At 34.3% G+C, this 18,635-nt stretch carries 15 protein-coding genes; 12 read left to right on the plus strand and 3 right to left on the minus strand.

What is annotated here, in order from left to right:
* The 10 genes from JAZ75_RS14955 to JAZ75_RS15000 all read left to right on the plus strand — a co-directional run.
* On the plus strand, positions 1 to 303 hold a 303-nt coding region (locus JAZ75_RS14955), incomplete at its 5' end, for a hypothetical protein (RefSeq protein WP_208696369.1).
* A gap of 74 nt (positions 304 to 377) precedes the next feature.
* Positions 378 to 1,058, plus strand: coding sequence for a hypothetical protein (locus JAZ75_RS14960; protein WP_208696371.1), 681 nt, complete (start codon positions 378 to 380; stop codon positions 1,056 to 1,058).
* A gap of 20 nt (positions 1,059 to 1,078) precedes the next feature.
* The gene (locus JAZ75_RS14965) at positions 1,079 to 3,205 is read left to right on the plus strand and encodes a glycosyltransferase (protein WP_410528612.1); all 2,127 of its coding nucleotides are present in this window, start codon (positions 1,079 to 1,081) and stop codon (positions 3,203 to 3,205) included.
* 274 nt (positions 3,206 to 3,479) lie between these two features.
* The gene (locus JAZ75_RS14970) at positions 3,480 to 3,668 is read left to right on the plus strand and encodes a hypothetical protein (RefSeq protein WP_208696375.1); all 189 of its coding nucleotides are present in this window, start codon (positions 3,480 to 3,482) and stop codon (positions 3,666 to 3,668) included.
* Positions 3,669 to 3,751: 83 nt separating this feature from the next.
* Complete coding sequence (locus tag JAZ75_RS14975; protein WP_208696377.1) at positions 3,752 to 4,138, plus strand: hypothetical protein; 387 nt, start codon at positions 3,752 to 3,754, stop codon at positions 4,136 to 4,138.
* A 115-nt stretch (positions 4,139 to 4,253) separates the two neighbouring features.
* On the plus strand, positions 4,254 to 5,456 hold the full coding sequence (locus JAZ75_RS14980; RefSeq protein ID WP_208696379.1) for a hypothetical protein: 1,203 nt from the start codon (positions 4,254 to 4,256) through the stop codon (positions 5,454 to 5,456).
* Between the two features lie 68 nt (positions 5,457 to 5,524).
* A complete protein-coding gene (locus JAZ75_RS14985; RefSeq protein WP_208696380.1) occupies positions 5,525 to 6,733 on the plus strand; it encodes a hypothetical protein in 1,209 nt (402 codons plus the stop codon).
* Positions 6,734 to 6,801: 68 nt separating this feature from the next.
* Entirely contained in the window at positions 6,802 to 8,010 is a 1,209-nt protein-coding gene (locus JAZ75_RS14990) for a hypothetical protein (protein WP_208696382.1), read from the plus strand.
* Between the two features lie 13 nt (positions 8,011 to 8,023).
* A complete protein-coding gene (locus JAZ75_RS14995) occupies positions 8,024 to 8,989 on the plus strand; it encodes a hypothetical protein (protein WP_208696384.1) in 966 nt (321 codons plus the stop codon).
* A 117-nt stretch (positions 8,990 to 9,106) separates the two neighbouring features.
* On the plus strand, positions 9,107 to 11,293 hold the full coding sequence (locus JAZ75_RS15000; RefSeq protein WP_208696386.1) for a hypothetical protein: 2,187 nt from the start codon (positions 9,107 to 9,109) through the stop codon (positions 11,291 to 11,293).
* A gap of 75 nt (positions 11,294 to 11,368) precedes the next feature.
* Here JAZ75_RS15000 and JAZ75_RS15005 read toward each other — a convergent pair whose 3' ends face one another.
* From JAZ75_RS15005 to JAZ75_RS15015, 3 genes are all read right to left on the minus strand, one after another.
* Positions 11,369 to 12,673, minus strand: a complete 1,305-nt coding sequence (locus tag JAZ75_RS15005; RefSeq protein WP_208696388.1) for a TolC family protein — start codon at positions 12,671 to 12,673, stop codon at positions 11,369 to 11,371.
* Positions 12,673 to 13,734 carry an HlyD family efflux transporter periplasmic adaptor subunit gene (locus JAZ75_RS15010; RefSeq protein ID WP_208696390.1) on the minus strand — a complete coding sequence of 354 codons (1,062 nt, stop codon included), beginning with the start codon at positions 13,732 to 13,734 and terminating at the stop codon, positions 12,673 to 12,675. Before JAZ75_RS15010 ends, JAZ75_RS15005 begins: the two co-directional genes overlap by 1 nt.
* A 269-nt stretch (positions 13,735 to 14,003) precedes the next feature.
* Positions 14,004 to 16,223: a peptidase domain-containing ABC transporter gene (locus tag JAZ75_RS15015; protein ID WP_208696392.1), complete on the minus strand. Its 2,220-nt coding sequence runs from the start codon at positions 16,221 to 16,223 to the stop codon at positions 14,004 to 14,006.
* Positions 16,224 to 16,695: 472 nt separating this feature from the next.
* Here JAZ75_RS15015 and JAZ75_RS15020 point away from each other — a divergent pair, with 472 nt between their 5' ends.
* The gene (locus JAZ75_RS15020; protein ID WP_208696394.1) at positions 16,696 to 17,736 is read left to right on the plus strand and encodes a hypothetical protein; all 1,041 of its coding nucleotides are present in this window, start codon (positions 16,696 to 16,698) and stop codon (positions 17,734 to 17,736) included.
* A complete protein-coding gene (locus JAZ75_RS15025) occupies positions 17,733 to 18,467 on the plus strand; it encodes a LytR/AlgR family response regulator transcription factor (RefSeq protein ID WP_208696395.1) in 735 nt (244 codons plus the stop codon). Before JAZ75_RS15020 ends, JAZ75_RS15025 begins: the two co-directional genes overlap by 4 nt.
* The last annotated feature ends 168 nt before the right edge of the window (positions 18,468 to 18,635 follow it).

The following is an 18,635-nucleotide window of genomic DNA, read 5'->3' on the forward strand; positions in this document are numbered from 1 at the left end:
GGAAAATTTATATACACCGATCCCACAACGGGAAAAAATGAATATGCAGATATTACCGAGTTTGCCATGGTAAAAGAGATTTATGGTCTCAACCCAATCACATACCCTGAAGGAAGCACAACCCATCCGCCAGCAGGTAATGGATCAAGCAATCCTTCGACAACACTGGACCCTTACGCATATACAACTGATAATAATGGCAATCCCATCACTACTGATAATTTTGGTAATCCTATAACCACAGACAACTTTGGTAATCCAACAACAACTTATAATCCCAATGGTAACACTACTTTTCATTAATAACAGAATTACTTTTTAATAACTTAACAAGAAGATTATTTACCTAAAATAATTTTAACAATAAAACCAACACCATGTATAAAACAATGATATCATTATGCATTTTGACACTTTTAGGAATTCGTTTATCTGCACAAACTCAAATAAAATTCGATAAAAAATTTATTGATATAATTGAAGGTAGAGAAATTCCAAAATCAGCAGATAGTGCTTCTCAAAAATATTTTGAAAATACATTAAAAGTATTCAAAATCGAATGTAATAAAAATATAGGATTCACATTCTTCCCAGTTGGAAAAAGAAGCTTACCATTCATTTATAGTAAAAATTCAAATATAGTTATTGACTATCCCTCTTACAATTTAATAAGTAAAGATTCTATGACATTAATTGCAATAAGCTGGTACAATATAATAGAAAGAAAAGAAGAAAGTAAACGCTTTAAGAATTATTATGAAGATTACAATGATAATCTTTTCAAAAATATCAGTGGTATTAACGAAAAAACTAAAAAAGAAGTTAAAATAACTGAACGAAAAAACGAGCCGAACTACCAGTATTATAATGCCGATAGAACAGGTGATTTTCAGATACTGAGCAATGAACCATTATATTACCTCAATTATAAATATCTAACTTCCTATTATATATTGAAAAAAGACGTTGGTTATTTCAGAATATACAAATTTGTCAAAGATGACCATGTCCATAAAGACGATGATATGGATATCCCAAAGCTTTTTAAATTTAAATAAAAAGGGAAATATCTCGTAGTATGATCACAGTATGCATTATTGATTATTATAATACATTAAAAAACGGAATTAGCACCTATATCAATCAGATGATAGAGGAATTACAGGAAAATCCGGACATAAGCGTAAAACTGATATTGCTAAATTCTAAGTTTACATCTGATATTATCACATATAAAATCAATAAAATTGAAAAATATTATGTTCCTTATGATATATCCTTAATAGATTCTCTTGACAATGATCTTAAGTTGCTTACATTTTTAAAAGTACAGCTTAGGAATTCTGAAAATACAATATTTCATTTCAATTGGATTAATCATGCTAAATTTTCATATCTATTAAAAAAAGAAATAGATTGTGCTACAATATTAACAAATCACTGTATCCCATGGCGTGATAACATTATTGATAATTATTCACTATTTAAAGAATTTGATGAAATTTTATTAAATAAAACCAATGCTAACATCGTACTGCAACGAACGAACGAATACATTCCATACCTATGTGTAGATCATATCATTTGTGTCACGCTATTTGCAAAAAAAACGCTCCGTAAATTATTTAAAATTGATGATACAAAACTTAGTGTAATATACAATGGAATTGACCTTCCTCCTGTAAATAACTCAAAGGAAGAGTTAAGAGAAAAATTTGGTTACTCAATTAATGATCAAATATTACTATTTGTAGGAAGAAAAAATGAAAAAAAAGGGATATATGAAGTACTTAGAATATATGATCAAATATCAAAAGTAAATAGAAATCTGAAATTAGTCATTATCGGCGAAGGATACCTACATGAAGAAGAGCTCTTGGAGAAAAATAAAAATATTCAGATTCTAGAAAAAGCGAAGAGTGCTGTCATCCACGAATTCTACAAAATGGCTGATATAGGAATAATCCCCTCATATATTGAACAATGTTCCTATGTAGCAATAGAAATGATGCATAGTGGCATTCCCATCATAGCGGCAGATGTTGATGGATTAGCTGAACTAATAACGACCGAACGTGGAATAAATTTTCCACTAATTAAAGGGAAAAATAAACCTTATTTTCGAACTGGACAGATCTGCTCAAAAATAATTGATTTATTAAAAAATCCTCCATTACAAATTCAGTTAAAGAATAAAGCCCAAGAATATGCTTTACAAAACTTAAACAGAAAACAGATGGTAGATAAAACAACTGATCTGTATGAGAGTTTAATAAACCAAAATAAACATGAGATATCGCGCAGGGCTTTAGTATCCATTATTTTACCCTGCTATAATGCTGAAGAATATGTGAAGGGATGTATATTAAGCATATTGAAACAATCTTATCAAAATTTTGAACTAATTATAATTGATGATGGTTCGAAGGATAAAACCAGAAACATCATTGAAGAGTTTAATGATTCAAGAATTAAAATAATAACAAACAGCGAGAACTTAGGAATAACAAAAAGCTTAAACAAAGGTATCTCAATTGCAAAGGGTGCATACATAGCACGAATCGATTCTGATGATGAAATGCATGTACTCAGATTAGAGAAACAAGTCATGTACCTTGAGAATAATTTGGACACCGTATTAATTGGAACCAATCAATTTGTTATCAACCAGAATGGTCAGATAACAGGAACAATTGAATATCCTACTGATGCTAAATTATTAAGAGCATTGATGATTTTTCAAAATCCAATATCGCATCCAAGTGTTTTAATGAGGACACAAATTTTAAAAAAAGAAAAATATCTAAATAGATTTGAGTTTGCTGAAGATTACTGCCTATGGTCAAGGATATCAAAAAAATACGACATTGAAAATTTACCTGAATACTTAACCTATTATAGAATTCACCAAAACAATACCTCTAAAAAAAATTATATAGTACAAAGAGAAAATACAGCATTAATCATGCTAAAGCAACTTAAACAGATTGGTATAACGCCATCTCAAGATGAATTATTGATACATATAAAAATTTGTCTCAAATTATATAACATACTCGACATCAAAAAAGAAGAACAGATGTTAATAATAGATTGGCTACAAAGAATACAAAATGCACTAGAAATCTCTCTTAAAATCGACAAAGCAACTTTTGAATCGGTAAAAGAGTATTTATTCAAAGAATGTAAGGCATGTAAAAATTAATTACAAATATCAACACAACAAGTGAAACGAACGAATGAGTTAATTTTAAAGGCCTAAAATATACTTCATATGCTGTGTAATCATTCGGCATATAGGTAAACTTAAATCAAATAGAATCGCAGACAGGTCAATAATAAGCAAATGATTCTTTGTTTGATAAACATCAGTTACTACTGCTCGGTTAAAATTAAACAATCGTTTGTGTTAATATTTTCTTCGCAGCTGATGTTAAAATTCTTATTTTAGTATTACTAAATTATAAACCAAAAATATTATGAAAAGGAAGATCAAACTGAGCTTTGAGGCTTTAGAAAGAGAACTGTCGCAAATTACAGCAAATCAGATGTTGAGTATTTTGGGAGGAACCGGCGGTCCGCTACCAAATGGCGATTGTCTATTTAATATGGTCGCATACATGCTAGATGGAAATGCAAACGATGCACAATGTTATAAAGTGAATTAACAAGTTCCTATACCTTTACTCCAGGAACGACAGTTGCAGGTCTACCGGGATACAGCTATTACGCTGAAGATGTTGTTAATTTTATGCGTACTTACAGACCCGGATATATCATAACCTATGGAGACGCTCCCAATGCAAGTGATATTAAAACAATATTGAATATGGATGGAGGAAAAGTAGGAGCTTCCTATAATGGACATAACTATACTGTTAAAGAAGTTAAAAATAATGGCGACATTAAGTTATACGACCCGACAAATGGAGGATATACGACAGTAGATGCTTCACAATTAACTGGCGTATACAACTTTTACAAAACTCCAGGTACAGAAATGATTACCACTACTGTATATGAAGGAAACCTCACAACTACCGATTATGAAGGAAACCCCTCTACTACTGCATACGAAGGAAACCTCACTACCACAGACTATCAAGGAGATTATCCAACGACGACATCATATGAATAATTGGATCCAGTACTGATTTTACCCTCTAAGTTTGCACCAAAGAGAGTATATCTATTATTCTATTTTCAAATATAAACAATAATATTTCAACCAAAAAATATCTTATCTAAACAAAATGATAAAGTTCTTCAGGATATTCGTTCTATGTCTTTTTACTCTTTTGAGTTATAATAGTTATAGCCAATTAGTATTTGGCACATATAAACTTTCAAAATATGGAGCTGTTTTAAATAGACCTAAAGGATTTAAGCTTATTGAAAATAAAAGTTTTAAGCAATTAGAGTTCATTTACACAACCTTTGATAAAAGAAAAGTGAATATTTATCCGCCCCTTTACCTTCAAAATAGGGATTCCTCTGTAATGATATTGATTGAGTCTTGGGAATATTCTGAAATGAACCCTGACATCTTAACTCCCTACTGGATAAATTCAAACAATATTTCACTCAATCATCTCCGAAACCATCGCGATACGATCAGTCCGACAAAATTTTTCGGTGCCAGTGAACTTAAAAAGACAAATGCGGATTGGGTCGCTGAGTTTACCCGGTACTTCGGAACGGACAATACATTTGGCCAATATAAATACAATAGAAGTTTTATTTTTCATAAAAATGACCAGATCTTTTTGGAGGTAACTGTCCTGTTCAATGAATCATCGAAAACGGAGATCGAAAAAGTCGCGAAATCAACTAAAAACCTCTTCCACTTCAAACAAAAACCGCAAGTTCCTCCAAAAAGTATTGAAAATAATCTAAAAAAATATGCTACAGAATTAGATAAAAGCTTACTACAGGATTCGCTAACCACGATATGGAATAAAGGCAAAATATATCAATTACAATATCTTTTTTGGGGCGAGGATTTTGCTATCAAAAAAGATGATGTTATAATCAGTGTAAAATATCCAATAAATGACAAATGGCCTTATTTCAATAATATTGATAACAAAAAGGTGGATACGACCTTTCGACCAGAGCAGTGGACTATAGCTAATAATGTGTATAAAAAGTTTTTGATATTAGCGAAAAACAAAGTAGAAAAATGCGCTATCGAGGATGTAAATAAGTTAAATGCTGATGAAGCGTACTTATTTGATTTCACACATGACCGAGGAGATGAATATCGAGGCGAATATAAAGACTGTAAAGTATTATTGATGCATAAACGAAATATCGGATCAGTATTAGTTAAATATTACTATAAACCGAACAATAGGACTAAAGCTGATAAGGTAATGAAAGATACCTGGGGAAAGATTGCGTTTAAAGACCAATCCTATTTTGATAGTCTTAATGGTGTAATATATCCTTATTAAGCTCATTAAAAAAAGAGGAAAAAAAGGTAAGCTAAATTCAATCATATTTCAAACAAAAATTTACCCGTATGTCAAAAATCAAAAAACTTTTCAAAATATTCGTTCTGAGCTCAATTATCTTCATGAGTTACAATAGTTATAGTCAGAAAAAAATAGCTTCAGAACTTTTGGAATATGGGGTAATTTTAAATAAACCTAAAGGATTTAAGCTTATTGACAATGATAAATTGAATTACCTTCAACATTTTTTCACATCCTTAGATAAAAGAAAACATAATCTTTTACCCACATATTACCTTCAAAATAGGGATTCCTCTGTTATGATATTGATCGAATCTTTCAATTATTTGGTAACAAAACCCGGTATATTTTACTCAGTACCCGTAGATGATAATAAAATTTCATTTAATCATCTACGAAACCATCGCGATACGATCAGTGTGACAAAAATTTATGGTGCAAGTGAACTAAAAAAAACAAACGCGGATTGGATAGCTGAATTTACACGATACTTCGGAACGGACAATACATTTGGCCAATATAAATACAATAAAAGTTTTATTTTTAACAAAAACGATCAGATTTTTTTGGAGGTAACTGTCCTGTTTACTGAATCGTCTAAAATGAAGATGGAAAAAGTAGCTAAATCAACTAAAAACCTCTTCCAATTCAAACAAAAACCGCAAGTTCCTACAAAAAGTATCGAAAATAATTTAGAGAAATATTCTACAAAATTAGATCAAAGCCTGTTACAAAATTCGCTACAAAAGAAAGGGAATAGGGGAAAAATGTATCAGTTTCAGTATTATTTTTGGGGAGAGGACTTTGCAATCAAAAAAGATGATGTTATAATCAGTGTAAAATATACCTTAAATAATAAATGGCCGTACTTTAATAATTTTGAACCAAAAAAAATAGATACGACCAGTAGACCAGAGCAGTGGGCTATTGCAAATAATGTATTTAGAGATATCTTGGTGTTAGCGAAAAAAAAGGTAGAAAAATGCGCTATCGAGGACGTAAATAAGTTAAATGCTGATGAAGCGTACTTATTTGATTTCACTCATGATCAAGGAGATAATTATAGAGGCGAATATAAAGACTGTAAAGTATTATTGATGCATAAACGAAATATCGGGTCAGTATTAGTTAAATATTACTATAAACCTAAAGATAGTGTTAAAGCTGATATGGTAATAAAAGATACCTGGGGAAAGATTGCGTTTAAAGACCAATCCTATTTTGATAGTCTTAATGGTGTAATATATCCTTATTAAGCTCATTAAAAAAAGAGGAAAAAAAGGTAAGCTAAATTCAATCATATTTCAAACAAAAATTTACCCGTATGTCAAAAATCAAAAAACTTTTCAAAATATTCGTTCTGAGCTCAATTATCTTCCTGAGTTACAATAGTTATAGTCAGAAAAAAATAGCTTCAGAACTTCTGGAATATGGGGTAATTTTAAATAAACCTAAAGGATTTAAGCTTATTGACAATGATAAATTGAATTACCTTCAACATTTTTTCACATCCTTAGATAAAAGAAAACATAATCTTTTACCCACATATTACCTTCAAAATAGGGATTCCTCTGTTATGATATTGATCGAGTCTTGGAACTATTTGGTAAGAAAACCTGACATCTTAACTCCCTATTGGATAAATTCAAACAATATTTCACTCAATCATCTCCGAAACCATCGCGATACGATCAGTCCGACAAAATTTTTCGGTGCCAGTGAACTTAAAAAAACAAATGCGGATTGGATCGCTGAGTTTACCCGGTACTTCGGAACGGACAATACATTTGGCCAATATAAATACAATAGAAGTTTTATTTTTCATAAAAATGACCAGATCTTTTTGGAGGTAACTGTCCTGTTCAATGAATCATCGAAAACGGAGATCGAAAAAGTCGCGAAATCAACTAAAAACCTCTTCCAATTCAAACAAAAACCGCAAGTTCCTCCAAGAAGTATCGAAAACAATCTAAAAAAATATGCTACAGAATTAGATAAAAGCTTACTACAGGATTCGCTAACCACGATATGGAATAAAGGCAAAATATATCAATTACAATATCTTTTTTGGGGTGAGGATTTTGCTATCAAAAAAGATGATGTTATAATCAGTGTAAAATATCCCATAAATGACAAATGGCCATACTTCAATAATATTGATAACCAAAAGGTGGATACGACCTTTCGGCCACAGCAGTGGGCTATAGCTAATAATGTGTATAAAAAGTTTTTGATATTAGCGAAAAAGAAGGTAGAAAAACGCGCTATCGAGGATGTAAATAAGTTAAATGCTGATGAAGCGTACTTATTTGATTTCACACATGACCGAGGAGATGAATATAGAGGCGAATATAAAGACTGTAAAGTATTATTGATGCATAAACGAAATATCGGATCAGTATTAGTTAAATATTACTATAAACCGAACAATAGGACTAAAGCTGATAAGGTAATGAAAGATACCTGGGGAAAGATTGCATTTAAAGACCAATCCTATTTCGATAGTCTTAATGGTGTAATATATCCTTTCTAAGGCCTTAAAAAATATGGTTAAAGTAAGCACCTCTAAAGTAAATCCACTAATACATGGTGAAAGCCCAGTTGGCTTCAGCAAGGTATTATATAGTTTCTATACAGATCATATTTCTCAGAGAAATTTGGAACAATTACTTGTGAAAACCTTTAAACAAATAAATCATACCTCAGAATATAAAACCAACTTTTGGAACAGTGATTCTTCGCTGATCGCCTCATTAGAGATACTTGATAAAAATGAATTAATCGAAACAGACTTAAAAAATGTATTACAAAACCATAATAATGCGTTAATAAAAAACCTCTCTTTTCAAAAATCAAATTATTCTTTTGAAGATACCCCTTTTTATATACAACTATTATTAAATAGACTAAGATATACAGAGGTAACAGATCTTAACAACAAAATTCTGTATACACAATTAGCTGAAAACCTCATTCAACAAATAGAATATTCCTTAATAAATATCAACGTACGTTCATTGCAACGCCATACGCTAGTCCTAATAAACCTATATAAGATTGGGATATATAAAGTTGCTATTGAAAACACCCTTAATCATGTGGTGAAACAATTAGAAAAGACAATTCATGAAAACGAAAAAATAACCCTTACCTTATTCAATAATCTAACAATATATCCTATTATCTGTGCTACAATTTGTAGAAAATCAAAAATAGATATGCTATCAATTACAAATAATTATATAAAAAATGGAGTTGATTCCATTAACATCGAAAACTGGCAAGACAATTTTTATCTATTCAATACTTTAATCAAAATGAATACTAAGTTTGCTCAAAATAAATGGAACAGACTGATTGAAAACATCCTAGAAAAAGAAATTAAATATGTCCATGAAAATCACCAAAATTTACATGATCAAATACCGCATCTTTTAGCATTAACTAGCATTTCTTATCATTCTCCTATTTTAAACTCATGGGACGAAATACTATTAGTGCCCTCTTATTAAAATACTATGATATACATTTCTGCCCAACCTGCTGAATACTATTTTCTTTGGCAGCTGGAGATTCAATTACAGAACTTTGAAGATATCGGAATCCCTTCAGGTAAAGTACAAGTATTATTGAGCTATAAACCAGACCTTGGGATACCCGTATACTTTGATGAATTTGTTAAAGAAAATAAACAAGCACAATTTTTCTTTTATCCTGATAATAGAATAGATCCAATGTACTTATCATCTATTCGCCCACATATCCTGAAACAACATTTTGAATCCTTTCCAAATCTAAAAAATGAGATCATTTGTTACCACGACTCCGATATTCTATTTCGTGAACGATTAAATGAACAAGTATTATCTGAGACTGACAATTGGTACTTTTCTGATGCGCGCAATTATGTATCTTCAATGTACTTGAAACGCTTTGGTAATAGTTTTTTTGAAAATTTATGTAAGACAGTTGCTATCGATCCGGTAGTCGTTGAAAAGAATGAAAACCACTCAGGTGGGGCACAACATATAATGAAAGTTCTTACAGCAACATATTGGCAGAATGTGGAAGATGATGCCGAAAAGATATTTACATATATCAAAGAATACAATGCGAGCTTGAGTCCTAACAGCAGACAAGTGCAAGCTTGGTGTGCAGATATGTGGGCAGTCTTATGGAATGCTTGGAAACTGGACATACAAGTAAGATTGCATGATGAACTGATTTTTTCTTGGCCAAAAGATCATATCTCTAATTTTTACCACTGCAAAATCTTTCATAATTCAGGTGTATTTGTCGAAGATAAAAACGATTATTTCTGTAAGTTATCCTTTAAAAATTCTAGCCCATATGATGTTGATTTTTCCACTATTAAGACGGATCATTGTTCCATTAAATTTGTAGAACAAATAGAAAAAATAGCACGGAAACAGCAAAAGAAAAGCTTAAAAGAACTTACAATTATCATCGCAATCAACAATATAGATGTCAATCAACAAAATAGAGTTGTTCAATATATCAACTACCTATATAAGCACTTACTAACAGAAGTTCACGTCATTGAACTTGGGAGTTGGCCAACATTTAATCAGAACTTAATAAAGGACAAGTGTAAATACTACTACTCCTCAACACACAGGACAGTAGATAAACATATAAAGCAAAGAGTAAAAACAAAAAATTTCATTTATATAGATGCAAACATTTTACTCCCTGTTGAAAATATTATAAAAACCGCTGAAATTCTTTGTGCTCGAGAAAAATCATTGACATTTCCAATGAATGAATTATTGGAAATGTCAATTTTCCAATTTAATCTTTTTAAAGATACATTGCCTAAAGACATAGACAGAAAGAAAAATCATCAAACCAATGATACGCTGGACTATATTGAATGTTTTGCGATGGCAAAAAAGGATTTTATAATAACTGGAGGAAATAATAACGAATGGCATTACTATACTGAAGACGGATTTAATCTGGAAAGACAGATCCGGTGCCGATATCTAGGTTGTCATATTGAAAAAGTAAACCTTAATGCTTTCAAATTATTTACGAATGGAAAAAGAAATGATTCTAAAAAAAAGAATTCTGCTGAAAAATATTTACAAATATGTGATCGAACAACTGATAATATAAAACGTAAAATAGCATATGCTGATTACTCATATAATAGACCCTACCGAAAGAAATATGATCTAGTAAACCTTACCATCGGAATTAATGGAGTTAAAGCAAATATTGATATTTCATCCATTCAAAAGAGCTTAATAGAAGAACATGTAGCCATAAATCTAGTAAATCTTAAAAGTACTATTGGGCAAACTTATCATGAAAACTTTATCTCGGTCATCAAGAAAGCTAAAAAAAATAAACTTGATTATTTAATTCTAGTTAGCGAAAATATCAATTTTGAAAACAAAGAGAATATTGGTATTTTTTGGAAAGCACTAAAAGATATGAATTACTATGGTCTACAGCTTTTATCGGTAATAAATGAAGGTGGATTCACTCGCGAAAAGCAATTAAACGAACACTTGTTCTGGATAGATACAATGCCAGAAAGCGCTGTCTTTGTTGTCCACAAATCACTCTTTGAAAAAATATTACGACACACTTTTGAAACAGATAAATCATTGGAAAGGAATTTGAGAGTATTAACTGATCACGTTGGTGTGACATCGTCTTTCATTGGCTTACCGAAAATGCCTCATGATCTGGATGAAAAGAATGAGATGGCTTATAGTGATCGACTAAAGAACATTGCAAAAGTAGAAAATAAACTGGCATGGATATCGAATAATAGAATTAATTAAAAAAAAATCGAATCAACATAAGCTCCCTTTCTTTTAAAAAAAAGAGGGAGCTCAAATAGCAGATAAAAACCATGATTATTGATCAAGAAGTACTAACATTTCTTTTTTGTAAAACACCTGATAACGTGAAGTAATAGACCTAAACTCTGAAATATTAAACTCGGTCAATGCACGATAAACATCTATAGAAGAGCTCTTACCTACATTATAGCGCTCCTTAATGGCTTCGTAATTGGCTTTATTCGCTTCATATGCTACCTCAATGGCATTCAATTCTTCTTGTGAGGCTGTATATTCGAGGCTTCCCTGTGAGATCACCTGCTTACGCTCGCGTGTTACTTTTTCTTTTTCATACCGCAGACTTTGTTGATTGATCTTTGCTGTTTTGGTATTCATTTTAGTCCTAAAACCGTCGAAAATAGGCATGGAAACAACAATATTGCCTGACAGGGTACGGTTTTGATTGAACTGATCCCAGAATGGAATGGTAATGCCAGATAGCAGGTTTTCCCTTTGAGAGGAATAGTTGGTACCATAATTTCCATTGAGCGATATGGTTGGAAAATAGGTGGAACGGGCCATCTTAATTTTTAATTCGCCTAGCTCAATCTGCTTATCCAACAACCTGATATAGGGATCAAACTCTAAACGATAGTTAGGCTGGATCTGCTCAATTAAAAATCCTTGCGGTGGTACGGGCTCAATCTGTTCTGATTCTTCCATCTCGAGTAGCTGTTTAAGTTTCATCAGAGATAGTTCGTAAGCATTTTTGGTTGATATAACATTTAGTTTGTCATTTGCAAGTTTTGCTTTTGCCTGGGAGAGATCAATCAAAGTTCGTTTGCCGACCTCGACCAGCACTTCTTCCTGATGGAGCAATTGCTCGGATAACTGAAGCTGACTTTTACCTGCACCCCAGAGGTCGTGATTGATCAGGGTCTGCGTGAACAGCCCCAATAACTGAAGTTCCAGTTCACGGGTAAGTCTCCGTGTGTCCAGTGCAGCCAGTTCTAAATTCAGTTTTTCTGCTTTCAGGGTATTTTGTTTTTGCCCACCCTGATAAACCACAACACTTGTCCCTAAACTTCCCGTAGCGTAACTTGACCATTGGTTTCCTGTAATGAGTTTCCCTGAAACCTGGTCAAACACCATTCCCATCGTATGTTGATTGTTGGCACTGAATGCCAGATTAGGATATATGCTTCCACGTGCAATAATGACATTATTTTGGCTGATCTGCTCGCGTAGTTCACTCTGTTTTAAAGTAATACTGTTATCATGGAGGATCTGCACAGCCTGTTGCCATGTTATTTTTTTCTGTGCATAAGACTGATCTACAAAGACAAACACTAAAATGGAAATAATTGATAATCGCTTCATTATTTGGAATGGCCTATATACTTCAGATTATCAAAAAAGCGTTCGATCAGCCTTCTGTCTTTGGTAATGATCTCAGCGGTTCCTTTTGCCTCAAAGCGAAAATCAAGCTCTGTCCCGTAGTTGGTTTTAAGTCCCTCTGGAAAAATCAGGGTCACCAGATAAGAATCAACGGTAGAACCGTTACTAACATTGACGGGACTGGACACCAGAGATATATTGTTCACCTTACCTTCAATATACCCATATTCCATGTACGGGTAATCAGCCATCTTCACAATGACTTTCTGGCCCATTTTGACTTTACCGGCTCCCTGTGCGGGCAACATCACTTTACCCATTACTTCATTCTTCCTCGGAACTATTGAAAAAAGTGGTTCTCCGCTCTGCACAAATTGATTATCTGTCCAGAATTTAAGAAACTGGGCGCTTCCTCCTACTGGTGAGGTAATGAGATACTGTTTTTCCCAAAGATTGATTTTATCGATCAAATTGTTATAAGCAGTCAGCAGCTCCAGATCGAACTGCTGTTCTTTTTCCGATTTGGTGATCTTATTCTGCTGGATAGAATTTTCCGTACTGCTGATCTGCTCTCTTACTGAACCGGAATTGCGCAGTGATGTTTTAACCATATCTTCGGCTCCTATATGACTGGCAATGGACTGTTCGTATTCGGCCTGGCTAATGAGACGTTTTGCTAAAAGAATGGAATCACGCTCGAGATATTTATCGGATATACTAAGACCTGCTCTACTCAGGCGTTCTTTATCTTTCAAAGTACTTAAAGCACTGTTCTGCTCATCGAGGATCTTTGCCAGTGACTGTTCATGCTTATCATACAATTGATGGTCCTGATAGTCGGCCAGTTGCCTGATACTGGTCAGCAGGGAGGAATAAGGAATGGTCAGATCGCCAAGATTAAGATTTTTTGGCAATTTATTATAGAGTGTTCTCGCTTCTGTGGTAGCAAAAGGTAAAGATGTTAAAAGGGTTTTGATCTGTTCAATGAGCTCGGGCTGCACCGGATTATCGATCCAGGCTAAAAGCTGACCGGGCAGGATCATATCCTGGGATTTGATATTGTTGATTTTGAGTCGCCCTCCTTGAAAGGCTACAATCTGCAGCGGTGACTGCTCCGCAGAAATGGTCACTTCGCCAGTCACGATATCTGGATATTTGATAATATAGCCAAAAAATAACAGTAGGGTAACGATAAAATATACCAGAAAGGTGATATTCCGCGCGAAGGTATTGGGCATGCGCTCAATGATATCCCTTACCTCTTCGGTGCGTTCACTACTCCTGTTTCTTTTTTCTTCTAGCTCTACCATGGTTAATTTGCTAATACTTTCATGTCGGACTGACTGTCAACAAGCTGATGATAACGCCCCCGTCTTTCCATCAACGACTCGTGGGTTCCAGTTTCTATAACCTGCCCATCTTTCATAACGATAATCTGATCTGCCTTCCGTATCGTGCTGAGTCTATGCGCAACAACAATGACGGTTTTTCCATGAAAAACTTCATCAAGTGCAGTTGTAATTTTTTGTTCATTGATGGTATCTAAGGAATTGGTAGCCTCATCAAAAAAAAGAATATCGGGGTTTTTATAAAGTGCTCTGGCAATCAGGACACGCTGCTTTTGCCCTCCGCTCAATCCGCGCCCATCTTCGCCCATTTTTGTTTGATACCCTAATGGTAACTGTTCAATTTCCTTACCGATACTGGCGGCCGAAACTGCTTTCATAAGACGCTCATGGTCAAATTTTTCGTCGTCCAGCACAATGTTGTTCAGGATGGTATCATTAAAGATCTTCCCATCCTGCATCACAGCACCACAACGGTCTCGCCACTGACGTAGACCGACATTATTGACGTTCATGTCTCCGATCAGAATTTCACCATAGCTGGGCTTATATAACCTCAACAGCAATTTTAACAGGGTAGATTTACCGCTCCCGCTGTCACCGACAATGGCGGTAACTTTGCCTTGCGGAATAACCATATGTATATTTTTGAGTATCACAGGTGATACATGGGTATATTGAAAAGAGACATTCTTGACCATAATATCACGGCTACCCGTCAGATCAAGATCATTGTTTCCGGTATCTTCATCTTCGTCTTTTAGTATCTGGATTTCATTGAGCCGCATAAAACTGATGTGTGCAAACTGGAAAGAAACCATGAAGGAAATGAACTGCTGAACGGGTCCATTGAGCATACCGATAATAAACTGGGTGGAGATCATGACCCCGAAGGTTATTTCCCCGGCAATTACAGCCTTTGCACAGAAAAAGGTAATCAGCAGGTTTTTAACACTGTCTATAAAACTTGCGCCTAAGTTCTGCACATTATTAATGCCCAGCATTCTTAAATTGACCTTAAAAAGCCTTGCCTGGATACCTTCCCACTTCCAGCGTTTGGCCTGTTCATAATTATTGATTTTGATATCCTGAATACCGCCGATTGTTTCGACCCAGTAACTCTGGTTCTTCGCGGTCAGTTCAAAATAATCCCAATCAAGTTTTTTCCGTAATCTTAGAAAGGCCATCACCCATAAAATATAAAGTGTACTCCCGCCTACGAAAATGTAGAAAATGGTTGCATTATATATAAGCAAAACTATACTAAAAATCACGAATGTTAAACCCGAAAAAAGTAGATTAAGTGAATTGTTCATGATAAAACTGCGGATGCGCTCATGGTCATTTGCGCGCTGCAAAATATCGCCCATCATCTTATTTTCAAAAAAAGATACCGGCAGCTTCATCAGTTTGATCAGGTAGTCGGAAATCAGGGCGATATTGATCCGTGAGGACATGTGCTGCAGAATCCAGTCTCTTACCGCGGAACTTAGGGTAATACTAATAATGAGCGCCAGATTAGCAATCAGGACAATATTTATAAAACTGACATCCTGAGTCTGGATACCCACATCGATCACCGCCTTGGATATAAAAGGAAGCACAGCCTGCATACCCGTAATAAGAAGCATAACAATACCCAAATAAACAAAGCTTTTTTTATAGGGTAAAAAGTACCCCATTATATTTTCCAGATGTTTTCCTCTTTCGGCTTTCTCACTTGCCTGGCGTTGCTTAAAATCGGCCTGTGGTTCCAGCAGAAGGACGACTCCAGAATCCCGGTTTTCATTTTTTTTGATCCACTTCTCTTCAAATTCATCCTGGCTGTATACAACTCTTCCCTTTGCTGGATCTGCAACGTAAAACTTTGACTTACGACCTTTCCCTTCGCGCACATCATAAAGAACCACGAAGTGGCTATTGTCCCAGTGTATTATAACAGGCAGTGGAACTTTTTCTATGATTTTATCTATGGTGCAGTGGGCGGCAAGCGTCCGCAGTCCGATGGCTTCTGCACCATGGGAAATTCCGGATAAAGAAACTCCTTCCCGTGTGTTTCCGCAAAGATCTCTGAGATATTGTAAGGAATAATATTTCCCATAATACTTGGCAATCATTTTCAAACTCGCTGGACCGCAATCCATTAAGTCCAATTGCCTGTCAATAGGAAAGGTCTTTAGGTTCATAATTTAGTTTTATAATATCGCTAAAGTATAATTTATACCTGTTGAATACAAGTGTAAAAATTAAACAATCGATTGTGTGAAATTACCATTTGTATAAGCTAATTTTTATTCCCTACATTAGTAATACTTTATAGGCCAAATATATTTTTCTTAATTAATAAACCTAAAAGACAAATCTGTAACTATTTAGGTCTTTAGCTTTTGGCAATAGTTATGAATGCATTTATAATATCCTGATTGTTTTTAATACAGGTGTCGGTTATAGAGCGTATTATGGCATGTGGAATCCAAACCAATAACATGTAAGCAAAGATGAAAAGATCCTCGTTCATTTTTTGAAATTGCCTATTCAGGATGGCTGGGCCTACTTTGATCGTGTAAATTATATGCTATATCATTAATATTATTTTCTAAATTGATTTTTAGGAAATATTTTATAAATTAGCTTATTGATCAATTTTCAATAAATCTAATGAAATTCATACCCCCTAAATGGATAAGTTTTACTATAATTTTTATCGGGATAACCTTCTTTTTTTCGACTTTGAACTGGTCCGTGAAATTGAAAGATATTCAAGAGAGTAAATTTATCATCATTGGCTTGCTGTATACGGGGTACGGATTTGGGTTTTACCGGATATTTGATGGTCTTTTCCAAGCAGATCATTGGAATAAAAAGAAGTTATTTTTGTGGGCTTGGCTGAAGCTCATGTTATCCATCCCATTATTGGTATATGTATTGGTTTATATCTTGCTACCGCAGATCGGGATTTATTTTGATACCGGTAAATATCCTTTTTCTTTCATTCAATTTTTATTCCGGTTATTATTTTCCTCGATTTTAGTCAATATAGTTCCGTTAGCGATATGTGGAATAAAATCATTTTTTCATTATCGAGCTTCCAGACACAGGGAAAAAAAGTTGCAAAATAAAATTGAGCGCTATGTACTTCAATTGGAATCAAGACATATTGCTCCTCATTTTGTCAAAAACTTTGTGGCTTTGAGCTACCAGCAGAATCTAAAGAATGATCCCAAATTGATGGAAGCATATTTTATGGAATTTACCAGTTTAATGAGCTATATGCTGGATTCGGATAACCTCCATAAAGGGGTTTCGGCGGAGGAGGAATGTGATATGTTCTTAAGCTTTACAAAATTAATCTGTTTGGTGTACGGAGATCAGGCAGTTCAATTTAATAAACCTTTGCAGGGATGGGCGGGGCACTTACCAGCTGGCTTATTGCTCTTACCGGTAGAGAATGCACTCAAATATGGGGTATGGAGAAAAGGACACTGTGGTTTACAAGTCAACTGGAAGCAAGATCATAATCATTTAAGCTTGACATTTACAAATCCATATGATGCTGTTAAAAGGAATAGCATACAATCGCTCGGGACCGGTTTTTCTTTGATGCAGCATAAAATAGAGGCCGATGACTGGCCTATATCCATCAGCTATCGGGATCAGGAAGGCGTATTTTTTTTTCAGGTTAATATTCAGAATAGATGAAACAGGACTTATATCAGGTACTGTTGGTAGATGATCTGCCAGATGCTGTCAAGCTGCTGCGCGATCGGCTAAAAACGTTTGATTTTTTAAATGTTTTGCCTATCCAGTCGGATCCATTTGAAGCACGCTCTTTTATCACGCAGAATAAGGTCGATATCCTTTTTTTGGATATGGATATGCCGGGAATGGACGGGTATACGTTGATACAATCTTTACCCGATCCACCGGTAGTGGTGATCTGTTCGGGGCATAACAGTTATGCGTATGAATCATACGATATGCAGGCTGTGGGGTATGTGGATAAGATGGTTGGCCATGAAAAATTGGTGAGAACTTTAAAACTTGCAATCGCAGAGGTGGATAAACGTGCTGCTTCACGTGTCCGAAAATCAGCAACGATATCTCTGCGCTGTATGGAAACCAAGATGATGAAGGTCATTGATAAAGCACATATTTATTTTGCTGAAATTAATGGGAAGGAATTGACCGTTTATTTGAAAGGTGCGGATAATCAAATTGAAAAGTTGCAATCCAATATTACGTTAACAGAACTGTACAACCAGTTGCCGTTGCAAGATTTTATGAGAATAGGAAGGAGTTATGTCATCCATCGTAAGGCCATTGAAGGCTATACACATTCGAAAATTTTAATAAAAGATCTTAAGATGAAGATTCCAGTTTCAGCATTGGACTACCAGGAGTTGCTATCTTTTTTAAATCAACCGGAATAGATGGTTCAAGTTTGCTTAGATACCGTCCTCTCCAGCAGCTTCTTTTTTAATTAGTTTAAAGCTAATTAGAGCAATAGTTTTCTAATTTCTTGTTCTAGCAATACTATACTTCAAATATCTTGGTGTAGGAACTTTGAGCCGTACAGAAATACTCTCTTGAGATAGAAT

This window comes from Sphingobacterium sp. UDSM-2020, from assembly GCF_016132525.1.
GTDB lineage: Bacteria > Bacteroidota > Bacteroidia > Sphingobacteriales > Sphingobacteriaceae > Sphingobacterium > Sphingobacterium anhuiense.

Bases quoted from the DNA above. Each gene is read 5' to 3' on its own strand.
- JAZ75_RS14960 (WP_208696371.1), top strand. From the start codon at position 378: ATGTATAAAACAATGATATCATTATGCATTTTGACACTTTTAGGAATT.
- JAZ75_RS14965 (WP_410528612.1), top strand. From the start codon at position 1,079: ATGATCACAGTATGCATTATTGATTATTATAATACATTAAAAAACGGA.
- JAZ75_RS14970 (WP_208696375.1), top strand. From the start codon at position 3,480: ATGAAAAGGAAGATCAAACTGAGCTTTGAGGCTTTAGAAAGAGAACTG.
- JAZ75_RS14975 (WP_208696377.1), top strand. From the start codon at position 3,752: ATGCGTACTTACAGACCCGGATATATCATAACCTATGGAGACGCTCCC.
- JAZ75_RS14980 (WP_208696379.1), top strand. From the start codon at position 4,254: ATGATAAAGTTCTTCAGGATATTCGTTCTATGTCTTTTTACTCTTTTG.
- JAZ75_RS14985 (WP_208696380.1), top strand. From the start codon at position 5,525: ATGTCAAAAATCAAAAAACTTTTCAAAATATTCGTTCTGAGCTCAATT.
- JAZ75_RS14990 (WP_208696382.1), top strand. From the start codon at position 6,802: ATGTCAAAAATCAAAAAACTTTTCAAAATATTCGTTCTGAGCTCAATT.
- JAZ75_RS14995 (WP_208696384.1), top strand. From the start codon at position 8,024: ATGGTTAAAGTAAGCACCTCTAAAGTAAATCCACTAATACATGGTGAA.
- JAZ75_RS15005 (WP_208696388.1), bottom strand. From the start codon at position 12,673: ATGAAGCGATTATCAATTATTTCCATTTTAGTGTTTGTCTTTGTAGAT.
- JAZ75_RS15010 (WP_208696390.1), bottom strand. From the start codon at position 13,734: ATGATCCTGCCCGGTCAGCTTTTAGCCTGGATCGATAATCCGGTGCAG.
- JAZ75_RS15015 (WP_208696392.1), bottom strand. From the start codon at position 16,223: ATGAACCTAAAGACCTTTCCTATTGACAGGCAATTGGACTTAATGGAT.
- JAZ75_RS15020 (WP_208696394.1), top strand. From the start codon at position 16,696: ATGAAATTCATACCCCCTAAATGGATAAGTTTTACTATAATTTTTATC.
- JAZ75_RS15025 (WP_208696395.1), top strand. From the start codon at position 17,733: ATGAAACAGGACTTATATCAGGTACTGTTGGTAGATGATCTGCCAGAT.